The following is a 20,821-nucleotide window of genomic DNA, read 5'->3' on the forward strand; positions in this document are numbered from 1 at the left end:
ACGCCCTGGAACGCGGCACCATCCCGCCGGAGATCTCCGTCCGGGACACCTCGACCGTCTCGGACGACGACCTGGCGGCCCTCGCCTCGCTGGGCGCCGTGACGGCCATCGGCATCCGCGAACGCAAGCCCGACCTGTACGATCTCGCCACGAGCGCCCGGCGGGCCGGCGAGCCCACCCATCAGGATGCCCACCGGGACGAGGAGCCGGCCCCGTGATCGAGACACTCCGCGTGGTGATCGCGACGCTGCTGGACCTGATCGCCTGGCCCATCCTGCTCTACTTCGTGCTCATCAACTCCTCGTACCTGGTGCTCGTGATCGCCGCGGCCGTGGACTTCCGGAGCACGCGTCGTCGTCGTCGTCATTCCGGTCGCGTCGAACGTCTCGGCAGCCACACGGCGCCGGGGGTCTCGGTGGTCGTCCCCGCCTACAACGAGGCAGCCGGCGTCGTCGAGGCCGCCCGGTCACTCCTCGGACTGCGCTACCACCGCCACGAGGTGATCGTCGTCAACGACGGGTCCTCCGACGAGACCCTCCGCGTCCTCGTCGAGGCGTTCGACCTGGTCCGGGCAGACCGCGAGGTGCCCCACGACATCCCGACCCGGCAGGTGCCCCGCGGTCTCTACGTCCCGCGCGACGGATACACCCGGCTCACCGTCATCGACAAAGCCAACTCGGGGCGCTCGGACTCCGTCAACGTCGGCATCAACACCGCGGTGGAGGACCTCATCATCTGCGTCGACGGCGATTCACTGTTGGACCCCGACGCGCTGCTCATCGTCACCGAGCCGTTCGCGGACGACCCGCTTCGCACCGCTGCCACCGGCGGTGTCGTGCGGGTCGCCAACGGGTGCACCATCCGGTCCGGGCAGATCGTCGACGTCCGGATGCCACGCAACCTCCTCGCCCAGATCCAGGCGCTCGAATATCTACGGTCGTTCTTCCTGGGCCGCTCCGGGTGGTCCAAGCTGCGGGCGCTGATCCTCATCTCCGGCGCCTTCGGCTGCTTCCGACGCGACCTGCTCGTGGAGGTCGGTGGACTCGACCCTGATTCCATCGGCGAGGACTTCGAACTCGTCATGCGCCTCCACCGTCTACTCCGCGAGCGCGACGAGGACTACCAGGTGACGTTTGTCCCCGAGCCTGTGTGCTGGACAGAGGTGCCGGAGACCCTGAAGGTTCTCGGCAAGCAACGCGCGCGATGGCACCGCGGGCTCTGGGAGACGTTGGTCAAACACCGCGTGATGTTCGGCAATCCGCGATACGGACGGGCCGGCACGCTCGCCGTCCCCTACTACTGGGCTTTCGAACTGTTCGCGCCCCTCATCGAGGCGGTCGGCCTGGTGCTCATGGTCCTGGGGTTCGTCCTGGGCCTGGTCAATCCCACCACCTTCTGGTTGTTCCTCGCCGTGGCCTACGGGTATGCGATCGTCGTCGCACTCACCGCAGCCGCCGTAGACGAGGTGTACTTCTCTCGTTACCACCGGTTCGGGAGCATGCTCTCCCTCATCGCCTCGTCGGTCCTCGAGAACATCGGCTACCGCCAGCTCCACGTCATCTGGCGCCTCCGGGGCTGGTGACAGGCGCTGCGCGGGAGCGAGCAGCAGTGGGGCGTCATGACGCGCCGCGGCTTCTCCACGGAGGGGGCGTCGTGACGGAAGCAGCGACGACCCCGGATTCCGGACGACCCGCCGAGAAGGTCTCCGAGGTCCTGCGCCGCAAGAGCCGCAGCATGCTCGTCCTCGTGGTGGTGATCGCGCTGCTGGGGCCCACCCTCCTGCTGGTCCAGTTCTACTTCTCCCAGCGCACCAGCTCCATCTATACCCCCGTCGTCGACACCACCAGCCGGTTGGTGATCGCGATGCGCTGGGCCCAGTCGGATCTGCGGATGGATCGCGCGTACGGCCTTCCCGGCGCGGAGGACAGGTTGCGGGTACTCGAGACGGACTCGCGGGAGGCACTGACCGAGCTGCAGCGTCTGGTCGGCGACGACGACGTCTTCTCCCCCGCCCTCGGTAAGCTCACTTCCGCTTCCGAGTCGTGGTGGCGCTACGCCGAGGCGGTCGTCGGGACGACACCCGACCTGCCACCCGGGTCGACCCCGATCAGCCAACAGGAGACCATCGACGCGGTCATGGACTTCACGGCGATGGTCACCGCCGCCGACACGCTGCTCTCCGCGGCCATGGACAAGCGGGCGGAGATGCGCACCTGGCGGACGGTCACGCTGTGGAGCGAGTCCGCGCTGACCTTCGTGATCATCTTCCTGGCCTCCACCGCGATCATCCGTGACACCCGCCGGACCGCCCGGACGATCGTCGACCCCATCGAGAAACTCGCCGACGTGGCCCGGAACGACACCGAGGGCGGACGAGGGGCCCGCGCCCGCACCGACGAGGGCCCGACGGAGGTCCGCGCGCTCGCCGCGGCGTTCAACGTGCTGTTGGACGCCAGAGATGACTACGAGGCGGGCCGGGAGGAGCACGTCCGCAGGCTCGAGGAACTGGACCGGCAGAAGGACGACTTCGTCTCGACGGTGAGCCATGAACTCCGGACGCCGTTGGCCTCGATCATCGGCTACACCGAGATGCTCTGCGACGGCGACGGCGGCGACCTCACTCCCGCCCAGCACCGCCTGGTCTCGGTGGTCCAGCGCAACGCGGACCGGCTCAAGGGACTGATCGAGGACCTGCTCACGCTCAGCCGGATCGAGGCCAGGGGTCTCGACATCGACCACGACCGGCTCCGCCTCGACGCCGTGGTGGGCCACGTCCTCGAGTCGCTCGGACCCGTGGCCGCCCGCGCCGGGCTCACTCTCGCGGAGCGGGTCGAGCAGGCCGAGGTCACGGGCGACTCGCTGCAGCTCGAGCGGGCGGTGACCAACCTGGTGAGCAACGCCATCAAGTTCACCCCGGAGGGCGGATCGGTCACCGTGACCCTCACCGCGGAGGACGACGTGGCGACCGTCTCCGTTGCCGACACCGGCATCGGCATCCCCGAGGCCGAGCACGAGCACCTGGGGACACGGTTCTTCCGGTCGAGCACCGCCCAGCGTGGGTCGATCCCCGGGACCGGGCTGGGATTGAGCATCGTCCAGGCGATCGCCGAGGGGCACGACGGCGGCCTGGATTTCGACTCGGCTGAGGGCGAGGGCACCACCTTCCGGCTGACCGTGCCGCTGCACCACGTCAGCGCCCCCGGGGACCGCGGCCTGGGACGCAGCGGCCTCGGGGGCGGGCCCCCCGCTACAGCTTGAGCCGTGTCCGTACCTGCATCGCCCTCAGGTATCCCGAGGCCATCCGCTGCTTGTCCTTGGTGAACGGCGGCACCATCATCTCCGAGACGTTGTAGGCGAACGAGTGGTGCGCCACCGCCCGCTCGTGGGTGAACGTCCGGAAGCCGTAGTGGCCGTGGTACCCGCCCATCCCCGAGTTGCCGACGCCGCCGAACGGGATGGTGGACGAGGCCATGCCGATCCCGAAGTCGTTGCCGTAGATGTTGCCGGAGCGGGTGCGGTCGGCGACGGTCTCGAAGCGGTCGTTTCGGTCCCCGTACCAGTACAGGACGAGCGGGCTGGGCCGGTCGTTGACGTAGCGGATCGCCTCGTCGAGGCCCCTGTAGCCGAATACCGTGAGGACGGGGCCGAACACCTCCTCGGAGTCGATCTCCATGTCCGGGGTCACGCCGGTGAGCAGGGTGGGCGCGATCTTGCGGCCGACCGGGTCGGGCAGCCGTTCGCCGGCCGGCGCGGCGTCGCGTTTGTCGGCGCCCTTCCCCACGGCGTCGTCGATCAGGCCGACGATCCGCTCGTAGTTCGAGGTGTTGACGGTCGCCGTGTACTCGGGGTTGCCGACGATCGCGGGCAGGCTGGTGCGCCACTGGTCGAGCACGGTGTCGCAGAACGCGTCCAGTCGGTCCTCGGGGACGAACACGTAATCCGGGCACATGCACACCTGACCGCCGTTGACGAGGCGGGAGGACGCGATGCTGCGCGCAGCCCGATCGATGTCGGCGCTGGTGTCGACTAGGACCGGGTTCTTGCCGCCCAGTTCGAGGGTGACGGGGGTGAGGTTCTCCGCGGCGTCCTTGGCGACGGACTTGCCGACCCCGGGCGAGCCGGTGAAGAACAGGTGGTCGAAGGGCAGGACCGAGAAGTCCGAACCACGGCCGTGTTCGGGTCCGGCGATCGCGAGTTCGTCGACGGCGAAATACTCCGGTGCCAGCCGGCACAGGGCCTCGGTGGTGTGCGCGGTGACCGAGGACGGCCGGATCATCACCCGGTTGCCGGCGCCGAGGGCGGAACCGGCGGGCACGATCGTGAGGTACAGCGGGAAGTTCCACGGTCCGATGATGCCGACGACCCCCTTGGGGTCGTGTCGGACCTGTTGGGTGAAGCCCACCGCCTCCAGGGCTCGGGACACGCGCGTGGGGCGCATCCACTTCTTGATGTTGCCGCGCTGGTGGTCCAGGTCGGGGATGGAGGAGGCGATGTCGGTGAGGGTGGAGAAGGTCTCCGGCCGGGAGCCGTAGTCCTCGCGCATCGCCTCGGTGAGGTCGGCGGCGTTGTCCAGGACGAGGCGTTTGAGGCGCAGGATCCGGTCCCGGCGGATCTTCACGCCCGGCTGGGGATCGGCGAGGAACGCCTGTTGTTGCCGCTCGAGGATCTGCGCGAGCGTGAGATCGCGCGCGGTGGGGGTTCTGGTCATGCGTCCAGGGTAGAACGCGTTCTCGCCCCGCGTCGGGGATCCGACGACGACGAGGGCCCGCCCCTGCCCAGACCTACTTCGCGTCCGCCCAGTACGGATCCTTCAGCGTGCGCTTCATCAGTTTCCCGTTGGCCTGGCGGGGCAGCTCGTCCACCACATCGATCGACCGCGGCATCTTGAACTTCGCCAGCCGACCGGACAGGTCCTCGAGGATGTGTGCCTTGAGCTCGTCGGACTCGGGGTAGCCCTCGGCCAGTTCGATGACGGCCTTGACCTCCTCACCCCAGCCCTTGTGCGGGATCCCAAAGACCGCCGCGTCGCGGACCGCCTCGTGGCGGGTCATCTCCGACTCGATCTCTGCCGGGTAGATGTTCACGCCGCCGGAGATGATCATGTCGTTCTTGCGGTCGCACAGGAACAGGTAGCCGTCTTCGTCCACGTAGCCGATGTCGCCCATGGTGAAGAGCTCGCCGACGTAGGTCTTCGCGGTCTTCTCCTTGTCCTGGTGGTACTCGAACTTCGACCCGTGCATCTGCAGGTACACATTGCCGATCTCGCCGGTGGGCAGCTCGTTGCCGTCGTCGTCGAGGATCTTCAGGGTGGTGGTCTTCCACGGCCGCCCCACGCTGCCGGGCTTGCGCAGCCATTCCTCGCCGGTGATGGTGCACCCACCGCCCTCGGTCCCGGCGTAGTACTCGGTCAGGACCGGGCCCCACCAGTCGAGCATGGCCTGCTTGACGTGCTTGGGGCACGGCGCGGCGCCGTGGACGATCGTGCGCAGGCTGGACACGTCGTACTTCGCGCGCACATCCTCCGGCAGCTCCAGCAGCCGCGAGAACTGCGTCGGCACCATGTGCGACTGGGTGACGCCGTGGGCGTCGATGAGTCGCAGCATCTCCTCGGGCGTCCACTTGTCCATGAGCACCACGGCCTGGCCCAGATTGAGCGAGATGGTGACGAAGTTGAGCACGGCCGTGTGGTAGAGCGGCGAGCCACAGATGTGGACGTTGTCCGGCGCCTGGATGTCGAAGCCGGCGAAGAAGTAGTAGTTGGGGACCGTCACTTGATCCGGCGAGGCGCCGGTGAGGGGGCGCCGCACGCCCTTGGGGCGGCCGGTGGTGCCGGAGGTGTACAGCATGGGGCCGCCGAGGGTCCGCGACGACGGCAAGGGGTCCTCCCCCGCGGCTGGGACCGTGAGCTCGGGCAGCGGACGGAATCCGGGAACCTCACCGATGGCGTAGCAGCGGGCGGGGTCGAGCCCGGCCTCCCCGGCGGCTGCGGTCGCGACGTCGGCGAACCGGGTGTCCGCGATGAACACCGTCGATCCCGAATTCTCGAGGATGTACGCCACCTCGGGGCCGGTCAGGTGCCAGTTCGCCGGGGCCACGTAGAGCCCGATCTCCATGGCCGCGTAGTAGACCTCGAGGAATTCAATGCTGTTCGGCGCCAGCAGGACGATGCAGTCACCGGTCTCCAGTCCGAGCTCGCGCAGACCCCGGGCGTAGCCGTGGGCGGCGTCGGCGAGCTGGCCGAAGGTGACCTGCCGACCGCCCGCCTCGATTACGGCGATGCGGTCCGGATCCGCCTCGGCGATCCGGTAGACGCTGGTCACGTGCTCGCCGGTCCGCGGATCCAGGATTCCGGCGTCGGCGGGGACGGAAGGCGTGGGTGCACTCATGACCCCATAGTAGAACGTGTTCTATCGCGATGGCGGGCTTTCCCGGCGACCGTGACCAGACCACGGCGAGCCGCCGGTGGTTACCCTCCTGCCCATGGCGCAGCATCGGATCCGCGCGAGCGACCCCCAGCGCGTCGCGGCGTGGGAGCAGCTCGACGCCGCCGCTGCAGATGGGCGCCTCGACCCCCTGGATCACCTTCACCTCGGGTGGCAGGTGCGGTCGAGCGGATACGTCGATGAACTCCGGGCGATCCTCGCGGACCTGCCGGCCCCGGCCCGGTCGCCTTCCGAGGTGGCGGGCACCCGCTCCACTCCGGTCGCCCGGTCCCGCCGCGCGCCACGCGACCCGCTCGACACCGCCAAGTTGGTCGGCGCCTCGACCGTGGCGGGGCTCGCCCTTGTCGCCGGCGGGGCCCTCGCGCTGCGAGACGGTGCGTTCACCGGCCTCGTCGGCGGCACCGAGGACACGATCACCTCGAGCAGCGTCGATGAGGTCATCTCGTCTGCGCGTGCGAGGTTCGGCGACGCTCGTGTGGCCTCGCTCGACATCAGGGGCGACTACGCCCTCCTCCTCATCGAGGATCCGACAGACCCCGGGGCGGTCGACTCGTGGCGACGCGACGACCTGGGCGAGTGGGCCGCCGACGGGGAGGCTTTCCGCCCCGTTGACGATCTCTCCGTTGCAATGGAGTCCATCGATGTACCGGCCGCCCTGGAGGCGGCTCGGGCCTCCGCGGCGGAGAACGGGCTCTCGGACGCAGATCTCGTGGGGATCGACGTGGGCCCGGACGCGCTCGCCCAGCCCACATACGAGATCACCGTGAGTCGTGAGGGTGACCGCGGGCACATAGTGGTGGGGCACGACAGGATCGTGAGAGAAGTCGGCGTCCCCCGATGAGCGCACCGCCCCCGCCCCCCGGTGGGCCCGCCCCGGAGCCGGCCACCGAGGACCGCAGGCGAGCCGTGTGGCAGATCCTGGACAACGCCTACACGGACGGCCGGATCGGCCCCCTCGAACATGGCGAGCGCAGCCGCGACGCCGCCCTGTCGACCACCCGCGACGACCTCGACTCACTGGTGGCCGACCTCAACAGGCGCTTGTTCGAACTGGAGGTACGCAGCCGGGGCCTGTCAGCCGACACCCCGCTCTCGGTACGGCGGACCAACGCGCGCGAGCGGATCGTCGCGAAGCGACCGCCCGGGCCTTCGACGCGGGGGCCGGCGGGGCGCAGGCGCCTGGCGAGCGGGCTGCTGCGCGCGGTCCTGGCCAGCGCATTGACCGTCGGCCTCATCGCCGGTCTGGACCACCTCGCCGGGAACGCACCCTCCCCGACCGGCGGCACGGTGGACCGCCCGGCCTCCGTCGAGGTGATCCGCACGGCACCGGGACCATTGCTCACCGCCGAGGGGGTGACCCGCGTCATCGATGCCGCACGCGACCAGCTCGACGACCCCACCGCGGAGCGGCTCGTTATCGAAGGCGAGACCGCGCACCTGAGCCGCGCCGATCCTGACGGCGCGGAGACGACGCTGCGACACACCTTCCACGGTCGATGGCGGGACGGGATCACCAGTCGGCTGCCCGCGTCGACCGGTTTTCCTGTGGCCGCGGTGGACGCGGAGACCGTGATGTTCGCGATCGAGGCGACGCCCGCCCTGTTGGGAGCGCCCGGGGCCGTTCCGGACAGGGTGGTGATCTCTCCGGGTTCACCCCCCTCCGACTCCGGGCCCCCGCCCGTTTACGCGGTCAGGGTCTCGCTCACGGACCGACCCGGCTGGGTCACGGTCGGCCCCGGTCGCGAGATCCTGGAGGTCGGCGACGGCGGTTGACCCCCGGGCCCGGCCCACGTCAGTCGATGAACTGCGCGAGCGTCTCGATCTCCTCGACCGACCGGGCGGTCACCACGAGCATGGTGATGCCCGCGGCCTCCCACTCGGCGATCTGCGACCGCACCGAGTCGGCATCCCCGATTATCGCGGTGGCCTCGACCATCTCGTCCGGCACCGCGGCGGCGGCCTCGTCCTTGCGGCCGGAGCGGAACAGTTCGGTGATGCGGTCCACGTCGTCGCCGAAGCCCATGCGACGGAACGCCTCGGCGTGGAAGTTCTTCTCCTCGGCGCCCATGCCGCCCGCGTACAGGGCGGTGAACGGCTTGTACGCGTCGAGGACGCCGCGGCGGTCGTCCGTCACGTGGAGCTGGCACAGGAAGGCCACCTCGAAGTCCTCGCGGGTGCGGCGCGCCCCGGGTCGGGCGAACCCCTCGTTGAGCCACCCGTTGAACTCGTGGGCGGTGCGCGGCGAGGCCAGGAAGCCCAGCCAGCCGTCGGCGATCTCTGCGGCCAGGGCCACGTTCTTGGGCCCCTCCGCGCCCAGCCAGATCGGCACGTCCTCGCGCAGTGGATGCAGGATCGGCTTGAGCGGCTTGCCGAATCCGGAGGCGTCGTCGCCCTGATAGGGCAGGGCGTACGCGGGGCCGTCTGAGGTGACGGGCGCTTCGCGGCGCAGGACCTGGCGGATGATGTCGATGTACTCGCGGGTCCGCGCCAGCGGCTTGGCGAACGGCTGGCCGTACCACCCCTCCACCACCTGCGGCCCGGACACACCCAGCCCCAGCGCGAAGCGTCCGCCCGACAGGTGATCGAGCGTCATGGTGCTCATGGCGGTGGCCGTGGGCGTACGGGCCGAGAGCTGCACGACGGCCGTCGACAGCCGGATGCGCTCGGTGAGCGAGCCGTACCAGGCCAGCGGCGTGAAGGCGTCCGAACCCCAGGCCTCGGCGGTGAAGACGGTGTCGAAGCCCGCCCTGTCCGCCGCCACCACGAGGTCGGCATGGTTGGTGGGCGGCTGGGCGCCCCAGTATCCGAGCTGCAACGCGAATTTCATGGACACCAGTGTGACCCACACCTCTCCGCGGCGGGGGCGGGGACCCGGATCAGCGTGTCGGGGAAACCCACACAACCCGCGGTGGAACGTGTTCTACTCGAGGGCGTGACATCCAGAGAGATCGTTGTCGATATCACCCCACCGGACGAGCCCGTACTGTCGGCGTCCCTGGCCCCGTCGTTCGACTACACACGGTCGACCGGCCCGGTGCTGGGAGCGTTCTTCACCGGCCTCCGTGATCGGCGTCTGGTCGGTAACCGCGATTCGGCCGGCACCGTTCACCTGCCGCCGGTCGAGTTCGACCCCCACACACGCCGGGCCCTCACGGAGACCGTGGAGGTCGGTTCCGGTTCCGGGATCGAGGGCCTCGTCGTCGCATGGACCTGGGTCCCCGAACCCACCGAGGTCAACCCCGTGGACTCCCCGTTCGCGTGGGCGCTCGTGCGGTTCGACGGCGCGGACACCGCCATGCTCCTTCCGCTGGCCGTCGACGGCCCCGACGCGGTGAGCACCGGGATGCGCGTCCGCCTGCGGTGGGCCGCCGAGCGCACCGGGACCGTCCACGACATCGCGTGCGTGGTCCCCGCCGACGCCCCGGTCGACGCGGGTGTCGACGACGACGAGGTCCCGCGGTCCGAGTCCGAGCCCGTCACCATCGTGGTGACGCCGATCGGACTGTCGGTCACCCACACGGCCGGACCCGCCGAGAGCGAGTACCTGCGCGCGATCGTGCAGGGCAAGGTGCTGGGGCGGCGCCGCTCCAACGGCCCCGAGGTCTACGTGCCCCCGCGTGACTACTGCCCGTCCGACGGCGTGGCCATGGGCGAGTACGTGGAGGTCTCCGACATCGGCACGGTGACCACGTTCGGCATCGTCAACGTGCCGTTCGCCGGCCAGGAGATCAAGCCCCCGTACGTCACCGCCTACATCCTGCTCGACGGCTCCGACGTCCCCATCCAGCACCTGGTGCTGGGCTGCGAGGCGTCCGAGGTGCGGATGGGGATGCGCGTGCGCGCCGTGTGGACGCCCGAGTCCGAACGGCCCGCCTCGATGAAGGCCATCGCCCACTTCGAGCCCACCGGCGATCCCGACGCCGATCCCGACACCTATGCCGATCACCTGTAGAGGACACCACCCGTGACCCCCAACGCTCCCCGGGACGTGGCCGTCGTCGGATTCGCCCACGCCCGCCACACCGAGTCCACCTTCGGCACCACCAACGGTGTCGAGATGCTCGCCCCCGTCTTCGCCGAGTGCTACCGGCAGACCGGACTGGACCGCACCGACATCGACTTCTGGTGCTCCGGCTCGTCCGACTACCTGGCCGGCCGCGCCTTCTCGTTCATCTCCGCCGTCGACTCCATCGGCGCGGTCCCCCCGATCTCCGAGTCGCACGTCGAGATGGACGCCGCGTGGGCGTTCTTCGAGGCCTACCTCAAGATCGCCTCCGGCCAGGCCGACACGGCCCTCGTCTACGGGTTCGGCAAGGCCTCGGCCAGCACCGACCTCGACACCGCCCTGGCGCTGCAACTCGACCCCTACACCGTCGCCCCGCTGTGGCCCGGCCGGCACCACGTCGCCGCACTGCAGGCCCGCGCCGGCATCGACGCCGGCCGGTGGTCCGAGGCCGAGATGGCCGCCGTCGCCGCCCGCGCCACCGGCCGCGACGAGACGGACCTTCTCGCCGAGCCGTACGTGGCCGACCCGCTGCGTCAGCACGACTGCCCTCCCGTCACCGATGGCGCCGGCGCCATCATCCTCGCCTCCGCCGACCGGGCCCGTGAGCTGGTCGACACCCCGGCGTACATCACCGGGATGGAACACATCGCCGACTCCGCCGAGTTCGGCGCACGGGACCTCACCGACTCCCCGTCCGCCCGCGCCGCCGCCGTCCGCGCGACCGGTTCGTCCGGGGACCGCCCCGACCTCGGCGGTGTCTCGGTGGCCGAGCTCCACACCCAGTACACCCACCAGGAGCTCCTCCTGCGCGGTGCGCTGGGCATCTCCGACGACGTCGCCGTCACCCCGTCCGGCGGCTCGCTGCTCGCCGACCCGCTGTTCTCCGCGGGGCTCGAGCGAATCGGCTACGCCGCGCACAGCATCTGGGAGGGCCGCTCCGAGCGCGCGCTCGCCCACGCCACCAGTGGCCACCTGCTGCAGCAGAACCTCATCTGCCTCCTGGAAGGACGCACCGCATGAGCGCCCCCGCATCCGGAACCCACGGCTCCGGTCTGCCCGCCGCCGTCCTCGGGACCGGCCAGACCCACCACGTCGCCCGCCGCACCGACATCTCCATGGCCGGGCTCTGCCGCGAGGCCATCGATGCCGCCATGATCGACGCCGGGGTCGGCTGGGACGACATCGACGCCGTGATCGTCGGCAAGGCCCCCGACCTGTTCGAGGGCGTCATGATGCCCGAGTTGATGATGGCCGACGCTCTCGGCGCCGTCGGCAAACCGCTGCTGCGCGTCCACACGGCCGGGTCCGTCGGCGGCTCGACCGCTGTCGTCGCCGCGTCACACGTCCAGTCCGGCCGCTACCGCCGGGTCCTCGCCGTGGCGTGGGAGAAGCAGTCCGAGTCCAACGCCATGTGGGCACTCAGCCTGCCCGTACCGTTCACCGCGCCCGTCGGGGCCGGCGCGGGCGGTTACTTCGCCCCCCACGTGCGCTCCTACATCCGCACCACCGGGGCGCCCGAGCACGTGGGCGCGATGGTCGCGGTCAAGGACCGCCTCAACGGCTCGGTCAACCCGCACGCCCACCTCAAGCAGCCCGACATCACGGTCGACAAGGTGCTACAGGGACAGATGCTGTGGGACCCCATCCGGTTCGACGAGACCTGCCCCTCCTCCGACGGCGCGTGCGCGATCGTCATCGGCGATGCCGAGGCGGCCGAGGCCGTGGAGTCCGCCGGCCGACAGGTCGCGTGGGTCCACGCCACCGCGCTTCGCACCGAGCCCGGGACCTTCGCCTACCGCAACTACCGCAGCCCGCAGGCCGGCCGCGACGCCGCCGCCGCCCTCTGGGCCGAGGCCGGGATCACCAACCCGGCCGAGGAGATCGACGCGGCCGAGATCTACGTGCCGTTCTCCTGGTTCGAACCCATGTGGCTGGAGAACCTCGGGTTCTGCGCGGAGGGCGAGGGGTGGCGCATGACCGAGTCCGGCGCCACCGCGCGCGACGGCTCCCTGCCGGTCAACCCGTCCGGCGGCGTGCTGTGCTCGAACCCCATCGGCGCGTCCGGCATGCTCCGGTTCGCCGAGGCCGCCCGTCAGGTGATGAATCGAGCGGACGAGCACCAGGTCCCCGGCGCACGCAAGGCCCTGGGCCACGCGTACGGCGGTGGATCCCAGTACTTCTCCATGTGGGTAGTGGGGACCGACCGTCCGGAGCGCCACTCATGAGCAACCCCTATCTGGACGACGACGGGCAGTACCGGCCATTGGAGATGAGTGACGCGGCCCTGGCGAGTCCCGCCTACGCCGCCGCGCGCCGCTCGTGGGCCGCGACCAACACCGGCGACCGCGACGCCTGGATCGCCGGGTGGAACCCCGAGGGCACCATCGAGGATCCCGTGGGTCCGTCGATGTTCGACGCCGAGGGCATCGGCCACACCGGCACGGAGAGGCTCCTGGAGTTCTGGAAGAAGGCCGTGGCCACCCCGGATCACATCGAGTTCCGGTTCGACCGCGGGATCGCTGCGGGCGACGAACTCCTCTGCATCGGCACAATGCGCACCCACATGGGCTCCAGCATCATGGAGATCGACATCGCCGTGGACTACCGCGTCGACTCCCAAGGCCGGCTCGTGAACCTTCGCGCCTTCTGGGAACAGGACGTGGCCATGGCCTCAGGACTGCGACCGCTGACCGACGACGACCGGGCAGCCATCGCCGGCGCAGCAGGAAAGAGCGAGTGACCATGAGCCGCGTAGCGGACGTCGAGTTCTCCGTCCCCGTCTCCTTCTCCCCCGTCGACCAGTACCTCGACATCGCACGCGGCGCCGAGGCCGCGGGCATCGACCGGATTGTCCTGCCCGACTCGCTGTTCCACCCGCGGCGTCAGGACAAGGACTACCCGTACACGCCGGACGGCTCCCGGATGTGGGACGAGAACACCGAATGGGTGGAGCCGCTCATCGCCTGCGCCGCGATGGGTGGCGCGACCTCCCGGATCCGCTTCTGCCCGCAGGTGCTCAAGGTGGGCCCGCGCAACCCCCTGCTGCTCACCCGGCAGGTGGGTTCGGTCGCGTTGCTCACCGGCAACCGGCTGGACCTCGGCGTGGGCATCGGCTGGGACCCCAACGAGTTCGAATGGTGCGGCGCGCCGTTCAAGGGCCGCGGCAAACGCACCGACGAGTCGCTGGCCATACTGCGTGAGGGTCTGCGCGGCCAGTGGATGGAGTTCCACGGCGACCACTTCGACTTCGACGAGCTCATTTTCACCCCGGCGCCGTCCGAGCAGGTCCCCTTCTACGTGGGTGGCCACACCGAGATCGCGCTCAAGCGCGCCGCCCGCGTCGGCCAGGGCTGGACCAGCGCGATGATGGGGTTCGACGACATCGGCGCCACCGTGACCCGCCTGGGCGAACTGCTCGAGGAGCAGGGGCGCTCGCTGGCCGACCGCGGCGACGGCAAGCGCTTCGCCATCCAGGTGGTGTGCCTGGACCGCTACGGCTCGAAGGGCTTCGCCGAGCTGGCTGCGGCCGGTGTCACCGACATCATCGTGATGCCGTGGCTGATCGAGGGCCACGGGTACGACTGCACGGCCGAGCAGAAGATCGAGTCGATCGCCCGCTTCGGCGAGAAGTACGGCCTCACGCCCTAGTTGCACGGGGCGCTTCGGCGCGTGATGCCCCTCAGGCGGGCAGGTGCGCAGCGACGTCGTCCAGGCAGGCGAGGATCTCCCGGTGCGTGTCCTGCGTGGCCTCGAGGTGCATGAGGTGTCCCGCCGGCGCCGTGATCGCGCGGACCATCCGCACGTCGTCGTGGTAGCGGTCGAGCTTGGTCAACGGGTCGCGGCCGTGGAAGCCCTCGCGGTCCGGGTCGTGCTCGGAATAGAGGAAATAGAAGGGCACGGGATTGGTCTGCCGCTCGAACTCCTGTCGCGCGTTCCAGCTGACGTCCATCGCCCGGTACCACTGCAGTGGCCCCGCGAACCCGGTGCGCGCGTACTCCTCCTCGTAGGTGTCCATCTCCTCGACCGACAGCCACGGCCACGGCAGCGGTGGCGCCTCGGGCAGCGCGTCGAGATAGGTGGAGCCGGGCGGATGTTGCCACACGTCGAGGTAGTGATATTCCGCCGACAATGCCCAGAAGACGCGGGTGAGGAATTCACGCTCGCGCCCCGCCAGGTCGGCCTCGGCCACACCGGGCTGCGCGAAGTAGTGCAGGTGGAGGAAGTGCTTCTGCGCCATCATCGCGGACGCCTCCAGGGGCGGGACCGACCCGGCGGTGCTCATGAACGGGTTCTCCATCCCGATCACCGCGCGGACCCGCCCGGGTTCGAGGTGGCACGTGTCGTAGGCGACTCCGGCGCCGAAGTCGAAGCCCACCAGTACCACCCGGCCCGCGTCCTCGGCATCGCAGACGGCCACCACGTCGTCGACGACCTCACGCGGGGCGTACGCCGCGACGTCCGTGGGCGCGTCCGACCCGCCCATCCCGCGCAGGTCGGGGGCGATGACCCGCCATCCGGCCGCGGTCAGGTCGGGGATCAGGCGGTGCCACGTGAACCAGAAGTGCGGGAAACCGTGCAGGAGGACCACGGTCCCGGTGCCGTCGCCGGTCGGCGCCGTGGCGGACCGGGGGTCGGGGTCGGCGACCACGTAGTGCAGTCGGACGCCGTCACGGTCGACGGTGCGGTGGTCGATCATGGTGATAACCTTGCCTGTTCGATGGGGCCGACGGGATCGGTTCGGGGTGTGTGCGAGGTCGGACGACGACGCCGACGACGACAAGGTCACCCCTCCCCCGAGACGAGAGCCCCGGCCCGGCCTGCGGAACAGGCGGGACCGGGGCTGACCGGCCGGGGGCCGGGTCTGGCTGCTCGCTGTGTCAGGTCAGTGCATGACCGGGCACTTGAAGTCGACCTTCCAGTCCTGGATCGCGTTGAGCCAGCCCGAACGCAGACGCGTCGAGTCCCCCAGCGAGGTGATGTCCGGCATGTGATCGGCGATCGCGTTGAAGATCAGCTCGATCTGCAGCTTGGCCAGGTTGGCGCCGATGCAGTAGTGCGGGCCGTTGCCGCCGAACGTCAGATGCGGGTTCGGGTCGCGGGTGATGTCGAACGTGAACGGATCGGAGAAGACGTCCTCGTCGAAGTTCGCCGAGCCGTACATGATCGCGGCACGGTCACCCTTCTTCATGGTCACCCCGCCGATCTCCACGTCTTCGGTGGCGGTGCGCTGGAACGAGGTGATCGGGGAGGCCCACCGCAGGATCTCGTCGTAGGCGGTCGCCGGGCGCTCGCGCTTGAACAGCTCCCACTGGTCCGGGTTCTCGAGGAACGCGATCATCCCGTGGGTCGTGGCGTTGCGGGTGGTCTCGTTGCCCGCCACCGCGAGCAGGACCACGAACCAGCCGAACTCGTCGGAGGTGAGCTTCTCGCCGTCGACATCGGCCTGGATGAGCTTGGTGACCAGGTCGTCACGGGGGTCGGTCTCGCGCTTGGTGGCCAGCTCCTGGGCGTAGGAGAGCACCATGGCGTTGGCCATCTGCGACTCCTCGACCTTGCCGGGGACGTCGTAGCTGGTCATCTGGTTGGACCACTCGAAGATCTGGTGACGGTCCTCCAGCGGGATGCCGATGAGCTCGGCGATCGCCTGGAGCGGGAGCTCGGAGGCGACGTCGACGATGAAGTCGCCGCTGCCCTTCGCCGCCGCGGTCTCGACGATGTTCTTGGCCTTCTCGGCGAGGTGCTCGCGCATCTTCTCGATGTTGCGCGGGGTGAACCCCTTCGAGATGATCCGCCGGTACTTCTTGTGCTCCTCGCCGTCCTGGTTGATGAACAGCAGGCGGGTGAGCTCGACGATCTCCCGCTCGGTGCCGGGGGCGAAGCGCGGGATGGCGGTGTTCTCGAAGGTGGAGAAGACCTCGTTGGTCCGGCGCGAGATCTCCTTGACGTCCTCGTGCTTGGTGACGACCCAGTAGCCGTCGTCGTCGAAACCGTCGACCCCGGGGGCCTTGGCGCACCACCAGATCGGCTCGGTCCGGCGGAGGTGGGCCCACTCGGGATGCGGTAGGCGCTTCTCGTAGAGCTCCGGATCCGTGAAATCGAACCCCTCGGGAATGGTGACTGGCTGCACTGGCACTCCTTGACCACGTCTGATTGCGTCTCGTGCTCGAACGGCGCCGGGACATCTCTGCCCTCACCCCGCAATGTAATCTAGAACACGTTATAGGCACCATACTGGAACACGTTCACTTCTGGGTCGTCGTTCCTGATCACCCGGAGCGCCCGGTCGCCCCCCGCACCGCGAACTCGGAATCCCCCGCCGGGTGACGTAAACTAGAACTCGTTCTAACCTTGCTTCCGAAGGAGCGCATCCATGGGAAATCCCGTCATCGTCGAGGCCGTCCGGACCCCGATCGGAAAGGCTCGCGGCGCACTGTCGGGCCTGCACCCCGCGCACCTGCTGGGGGCCTCGCAGAAGGAGGTCATCCGGCGCGCCGGGATCGACGCCGCGCTCGTCGAGCAGGTCGTCGGAGGGTGCGTCACCCAGGCCGGCGCCCAGGGGAACAACGTCACCCGCGGCGCCTGGCTCGCGTCGGGACTGCCGTGGCAGACGGCGTGCACGACCATCGACTGCCAGTGCTCGTCCGCGCAGCAGGCCAATCACTTCATCGCCAACCTCATCCACGCGGGGGCGATGGACGTCGGGATCGCGTGCGGTGTCGAGTCGATGAGCTGGATCGCGCTGCGCGCCGCCGTCGGCGACGGCTCCAACGGGATGCCCCGCCCGGACGACTGGGACGTCGACCTGCCCGACCAGTTCACCGCCGCCGACCGGATCGCGAAGCGCCGCGGGCTGAGCCGCGCCGACCTCGAGGAGCTGGGTGTCCGGTCCCAGGCCAACGCGAAGCGCGCGTGGGAGGAGGGCCGCTTCGATCGCGAGACCTTCGCCGTCGACGCCCCCGAGCGCCTCAAGGACGGCACCTACACCGGCGAGACGGTGACCGTCACCCGCGATCAGGGCCTGCGCGACACCACCGCCGAGGCGCTCGCCGGCCTCAAGCCGGTCCTCGAGGGCGGCATGCACACCGCCGGCACCTCCAGCCAGATGTCCGACGGCTCGGCCGCCGTGTTGATCATGGACGAGGACGTCGCCAAGACGCACGGACTCAAGCCACGCGCCCGCATCGTCCACCAGGCGCTGGTCGGCGGCGAGCCCGAGTACCACCTCGACGGCCCGGTCCAGGCCACGCAGCGCATCCTCGACCGCTCGGGCATGTCGATCTCCGACTTCGATCTCTTCGAATGTAACGAGGCCTTCGCCTCCGTGCTCCTAAGCTGGGCGCAGGTGCACGGGCCCGACATGGACAAGGTCAACGTCAACGGGGGCGCCATCGCGATCGGCCACCCCGTCGGCAGCACCGGGTCGCGGCTCATCACCACCGCCCTGCACGAGCTCGAGCGCACGGACGGCGAGCGCGCGCTCATCACGATGTGCGCGGGAGGCGCCCAGGCCTCGGCAAGCATCATCGAGAGGATCTGACATGAGCAGCAACGTCATCGAGGCGGCCGCGGGACGTCGGCAGGAGATCTTTGCCGCCATCTCGTCCGCCTCCGGCACGGACGACGCGGTCAAGGCCGTGTCCCACCTCCTGGCGGTCTCGACGGACGAGGCACGCGAGGTCCTGCGCGCCCCGCTCGAGTCGTTCGTCGGCGGCACCACCGAGCAACCGGAGGCCTCGAATCCGTCGAGCTTCGCCCTGCACCCGTTTCGCGACTCGGACGAGCACAATGCGCTGTACAAGGCGCGCTCGACCGACGCCTCGTCGGCGACCGGCGGCGAGTGGGACGAGGCCCGCACCGAGCAGGAGCGCCGCGAGGGGCTGAAGCGGATCGACGCCGAGTCGGCGATGTGGTTCGTCGCTGTCGACGGCGCGCGGGGCACCCAGGTGGGCCTCGTGTTCGGCGAGCAGGTCAACGACGGCGACGTTGACGTTGCGATCTGGATCCACCCTGAGGAGCGGAAGAAGGGTTACGGCCTGATGGCGCTCAAGGAGAGCCGCCGTGAGCTCGCGGCGTTCTTCCCCGGCAAGCACGTGATCGTCCGTGCGCCGATGGCCGGCGGCAAGTGACGGATCAGCAGCCCGAGACCGGCACCGACGACCCACGGCGTGGCGCGCCGTGGGTCGTCGGCGTGATCAAGGTGATGTCGCGGGCCAACACGTGGCTGTACCAGCGCACGGGCGGTCGGATCGGCGGGACCTGGCGGGTGGGATCGGCGCTGCGGGCGCCGGTTCCGGTGTGTTTGGTGACGACGACGGGGCGCAAATCCGGCGAACCACGCACGGTCCCATTGCTGCACCTCCCGGACGGCGACCGCGTCCTGCTGGTCGCGTCGCAAGGCGGACTGCCCTCTCATCCGCAGTGGTACCGCAACGTCCTGGCGGACCCGGCCGTCACCGTTCAGGTGGGTCGCCGGGTCAGATCGATGACGGCGAGGGAGGCCTCTCCGGCCGAGCGGGCCGAGTTGTGGCCGCGGCTCGTCGAGCGTTACGCGGACTTCGCTGAGTATCAGGCAAGCACCAGCCGGGTCATACCCGTGGTGATCTGCGAACCCGCGCGGTAGTCATGCGTGCACTGGATGGCTGACCTGTCACATTCTGCACGTCATCAGCAGTGTACGAAGTGAACACCGCCTGACCCGATCGGCATGCGTGGCGGCATTGACAAAAGTTCATATTCAGGGGATTCTCATGTGTCGAAGGGCACATTGGTGCCGCGATTCGCCGAGAGGATCCACTTTTATGAAGAAAATGACCAGGGCCGCCGCGGCCGCCGCCACGGCGGCCCTCGCCATGTCCGGCGCCACCGGTGTTGCGAACGCGCAGGATATCGGCAGTATTCTCGATCTGCTTCCGTCTCTTGACGACGTAATTCCGAGCTCGTCTGATTTCATTCCTGCTGGCTCCACGGAGGGAATCAACGGTTCGGCTGGCACGGTAGCGAACGGCCTCGCGGGTTCGCTCACGGCTGACGGGTCGACTGGCGACATCGGCGGCTCGGCAGGAGACATCGCGGGCGGCGTATCCGGCTCTCTGACCGGCGGCGGCTCGGCTAATCAGATCGGCAACGCGGTCTCCGGCTCTATCACGCAGAGCGGCGGCTCGACAGACGCCTTCACTACCGCCATCACCGGATCCATCACCGGCGGGGGCTCGCTGTCCACGATTCTAGCGAGCATCAGCGGTTCCATTGACAACAACACGGGCTCGGCCGACGCCTTCACCGGGGCACTCACGGGCTCCATCGCGGACACCGGTTCCCTGAGCGACGTCGCCGGAGCTATCGCTACCGCCGTCGAGACCGGCGGTTCACTCGCGGGCGTCCTCGCCGGCGTCGAGGGCTCCATTGGTGACGGCGGCTCGGCCGGCGACATCACCAGCAACCTCGGTGGATCGCTGAACAACATCGGTCTCGGAATCACCGAGTCGCTCGGAGACGGCGGCTCGGCCGGAGACATCACCCAGGCGGTCGGTGGCTCCATCGACGATGGCGGCTCCGTCGAGGGTATTAACGGTGCCATCGCCGGCTCGATCGGTGACGTCTCGGGATCGCTGACCGACCCGGCCACCGGCATCCTCGGCTCGGTCACCGGCAACGGCGGTTCGACAGGCGCGAGCTCCGATGCGATCAGGAACGTCGCCAGCGACAGCGCTTACGTCGTTGTCGGCTCCGCCCAGGAGCTTGTGACCGTCAATGGTTCGCTCACGGCGCTCACCGGCTCGATCGAGAATGCCTTCGACATGAGCACTGCCTCGACCAATCTCGGCTCGACGGTCGGTGCGATGTCCTCCCTCGAGACCGTCAACAGCGTCGAGACGAGCGTCGGCGGCGGCCTGTTGCCGATCCTGTCGCTGGGCGGCGCTGCTGCTCTCGGCGGCGCAGCCGTCGGTGCCGTCGCCGGCGCCAACGTCCAGCTTCCGCCGCTGCCGGGCTTCCCGCTGTGCGACCTGCCGCAGGCGCAGATCGACCAGCTCGCCGCACTGGGCTCGGTCGACGCCCAGAACTGCCCGCGCCCCTGACCTGATCCGGTCGGTCAATAGCTGAAGGAGCCCCGCACCTCGGAAGGTGCGGGGCTCCGTCTTGTTCGCTCGCGGTGTGCTTTCATGACCTCCGCACGCCGTGCGCACCAGTAGCAACTGGTAGGCGGCGGCGCAGCCCCCGGGCCCAGCCAGCTCCACGCCGGTCGACTAACGCCCTGCCCAACCCGGTTGCAAGACAGCCCTCACGACCTGCATGACATCAGATGCGATTCCAGACCGGATTTTCGACCAATCTGTCTTGCAAGTGGACGGCAGTGTCGTGCAACCGCGCGGGG

Annotated in this window: 19 protein-coding genes; 14 read left to right on the top strand and 5 right to left on the bottom strand. The window is 69.4% G+C overall.

Annotated elements, in window-relative coordinates; all coding sequences use genetic code 11:
* The 3 genes from G6024_RS03645 to G6024_RS03655 form a co-directional block, all read left to right on the top strand.
* Positions 1–218, top strand: a 218-nt coding sequence (locus G6024_RS03645) for a hypothetical protein (RefSeq protein ID WP_159148062.1), incomplete at its 5' end; no start/stop codon positions are given.
* Positions 215–1,582, top strand: coding sequence for a glycosyltransferase family 2 protein (locus tag G6024_RS03650; RefSeq protein WP_200841546.1), 1,368 nt, complete (start codon positions 215–217; stop codon positions 1,580–1,582). The genes G6024_RS03645 and G6024_RS03650, both read left to right, overlap by 4 nt.
* A gap of 71 nt (positions 1,583–1,653) precedes the next feature.
* The gene (locus G6024_RS03655; RefSeq protein WP_159148064.1) at positions 1,654–3,258 is read left to right on the top strand and encodes a sensor histidine kinase; all 1,605 of its coding nucleotides are present in this window, start codon (positions 1,654–1,656) and stop codon (positions 3,256–3,258) included.
* On the opposite strand, the gene G6024_RS03660 is transcribed toward G6024_RS03655, so the two are convergent.
* Complete coding sequence (locus tag G6024_RS03660) at positions 3,248–4,708, bottom strand: aldehyde dehydrogenase family protein (RefSeq protein ID WP_096906023.1); 1,461 nt, start codon at positions 4,706–4,708, stop codon at positions 3,248–3,250. The two genes, G6024_RS03655 and G6024_RS03660, sit on opposite strands and share 11 nt — an antisense overlap.
* Before the next feature lie 73 nt (positions 4,709–4,781).
* On the bottom strand, positions 4,782–6,386 hold the full coding sequence (locus G6024_RS03665) for an acyl-CoA synthetase (RefSeq protein ID WP_172812079.1): 1,605 nt from the start codon (positions 6,384–6,386) through the stop codon (positions 4,782–4,784).
* A gap of 94 nt (positions 6,387–6,480) precedes the next feature.
* Between G6024_RS03665 and G6024_RS03670 the strand changes: the two genes are divergently transcribed.
* Complete coding sequence (locus G6024_RS03670) at positions 6,481–7,284, top strand: DUF1707 SHOCT-like domain-containing protein (RefSeq protein WP_159148066.1); 804 nt, start codon at positions 6,481–6,483, stop codon at positions 7,282–7,284.
* Positions 7,281–8,216: a DUF1707 SHOCT-like domain-containing protein gene (locus tag G6024_RS03675; RefSeq protein ID WP_159148068.1), complete on the top strand. Its 936-nt coding sequence runs from the start codon at positions 7,281–7,283 to the stop codon at positions 8,214–8,216. The genes G6024_RS03670 and G6024_RS03675 overlap by 4 nt, the downstream gene beginning before the upstream one ends.
* A 19-nt stretch (positions 8,217–8,235) precedes the next feature.
* Here G6024_RS03675 and G6024_RS03680 read toward each other — a convergent pair whose 3' ends face one another.
* On the bottom strand, positions 8,236–9,270 hold the full coding sequence (locus G6024_RS03680) for an LLM class F420-dependent oxidoreductase (RefSeq protein ID WP_159148070.1): 1,035 nt from the start codon (positions 9,268–9,270) through the stop codon (positions 8,236–8,238).
* Between the two features lie 105 nt (positions 9,271–9,375).
* On the opposite strand from G6024_RS03680, the gene G6024_RS03685 reads away from it, so the two are divergent.
* Genes G6024_RS03685 through G6024_RS03705 form a run of 5 tightly spaced genes read left to right on the top strand, consistent with a single transcriptional unit; the run spans position 9,376 to position 14,097 of the window.
* Positions 9,376–10,395, top strand: coding sequence for a Zn-ribbon domain-containing OB-fold protein (locus G6024_RS03685; protein WP_235027750.1), 1,020 nt, complete (start codon positions 9,376–9,378; stop codon positions 10,393–10,395).
* Positions 10,396–10,407: 12 nt separating this feature from the next.
* On the top strand, positions 10,408–11,469 hold the full coding sequence (locus G6024_RS03690; RefSeq protein WP_096906025.1) for a thiolase family protein: 1,062 nt from the start codon (positions 10,408–10,410) through the stop codon (positions 11,467–11,469).
* The gene (locus G6024_RS03695) at positions 11,466–12,674 is read left to right on the top strand and encodes a thiolase family protein (RefSeq protein WP_132062641.1); all 1,209 of its coding nucleotides are present in this window, start codon (positions 11,466–11,468) and stop codon (positions 12,672–12,674) included. Before G6024_RS03690 ends, G6024_RS03695 begins: the two co-directional genes overlap by 4 nt.
* Positions 12,671–13,189 carry a nuclear transport factor 2 family protein gene (locus G6024_RS03700; RefSeq protein ID WP_159148072.1) on the top strand — a complete coding sequence of 173 codons (519 nt, stop codon included), beginning with the start codon at positions 12,671–12,673 and terminating at the stop codon, positions 13,187–13,189. The genes G6024_RS03695 and G6024_RS03700 overlap by 4 nt, the downstream gene beginning before the upstream one ends.
* A 2-nt stretch (positions 13,190–13,191) precedes the next feature.
* Complete coding sequence (locus G6024_RS03705; RefSeq protein WP_096907346.1) at positions 13,192–14,097, top strand: TIGR03619 family F420-dependent LLM class oxidoreductase; 906 nt, start codon at positions 13,192–13,194, stop codon at positions 14,095–14,097.
* Between the two features lie 31 nt (positions 14,098–14,128).
* On the opposite strand, the gene G6024_RS03710 is transcribed toward G6024_RS03705, so the two are convergent.
* Positions 14,129–15,145, bottom strand: a complete 1,017-nt coding sequence (locus G6024_RS03710) for an alpha/beta hydrolase (protein ID WP_159148074.1) — start codon at positions 15,143–15,145, stop codon at positions 14,129–14,131.
* A gap of 186 nt (positions 15,146–15,331) precedes the next feature.
* Positions 15,332–16,576, bottom strand: coding sequence for a cytochrome P450 (locus G6024_RS03715; RefSeq protein ID WP_067711858.1), 1,245 nt, complete (start codon positions 16,574–16,576; stop codon positions 15,332–15,334).
* A 243-nt stretch (positions 16,577–16,819) separates the two neighbouring features.
* On the opposite strand from G6024_RS03715, the gene G6024_RS03720 reads away from it, so the two are divergent.
* The 4 genes from G6024_RS03720 to G6024_RS03735 all read left to right on the top strand — a co-directional run bounded on the left by G6024_RS03720 (position 16,820) and on the right by G6024_RS03735 (position 20,525).
* Positions 16,820–17,986 (top strand): steroid 3-ketoacyl-CoA thiolase, encoded by a 1,167-nt coding sequence (locus G6024_RS03720; protein ID WP_159148076.1) that lies wholly within the window; start codon positions 16,820–16,822, stop codon positions 17,984–17,986.
* A 1-nt stretch (position 17,987) separates the two neighbouring features.
* Positions 17,988–18,575 (top strand): GNAT family N-acetyltransferase, encoded by a 588-nt coding sequence (locus tag G6024_RS03725; RefSeq protein ID WP_119191888.1) that lies wholly within the window; start codon positions 17,988–17,990, stop codon positions 18,573–18,575.
* Entirely contained in the window at positions 18,572–19,069 is a 498-nt protein-coding gene (locus G6024_RS03730; RefSeq protein WP_274542146.1) for a nitroreductase family deazaflavin-dependent oxidoreductase, read from the top strand. The genes G6024_RS03725 and G6024_RS03730 overlap by 4 nt, the downstream gene beginning before the upstream one ends.
* 178 nt (positions 19,070–19,247) lie before the next feature.
* Positions 19,248–20,525: a beta strand repeat-containing protein gene (locus G6024_RS03735; protein ID WP_146776233.1), complete on the top strand. Its 1,278-nt coding sequence runs from the start codon at positions 19,248–19,250 to the stop codon at positions 20,523–20,525.
* Positions 20,526–20,821: the final 296 nt, after the last annotated feature.

This window comes from Dietzia maris, assembly GCF_014144855.1.
In the GTDB taxonomy this organism is placed as follows: domain Bacteria; phylum Actinomycetota; class Actinomycetes; order Mycobacteriales; family Mycobacteriaceae; genus Dietzia; species Dietzia kunjamensis.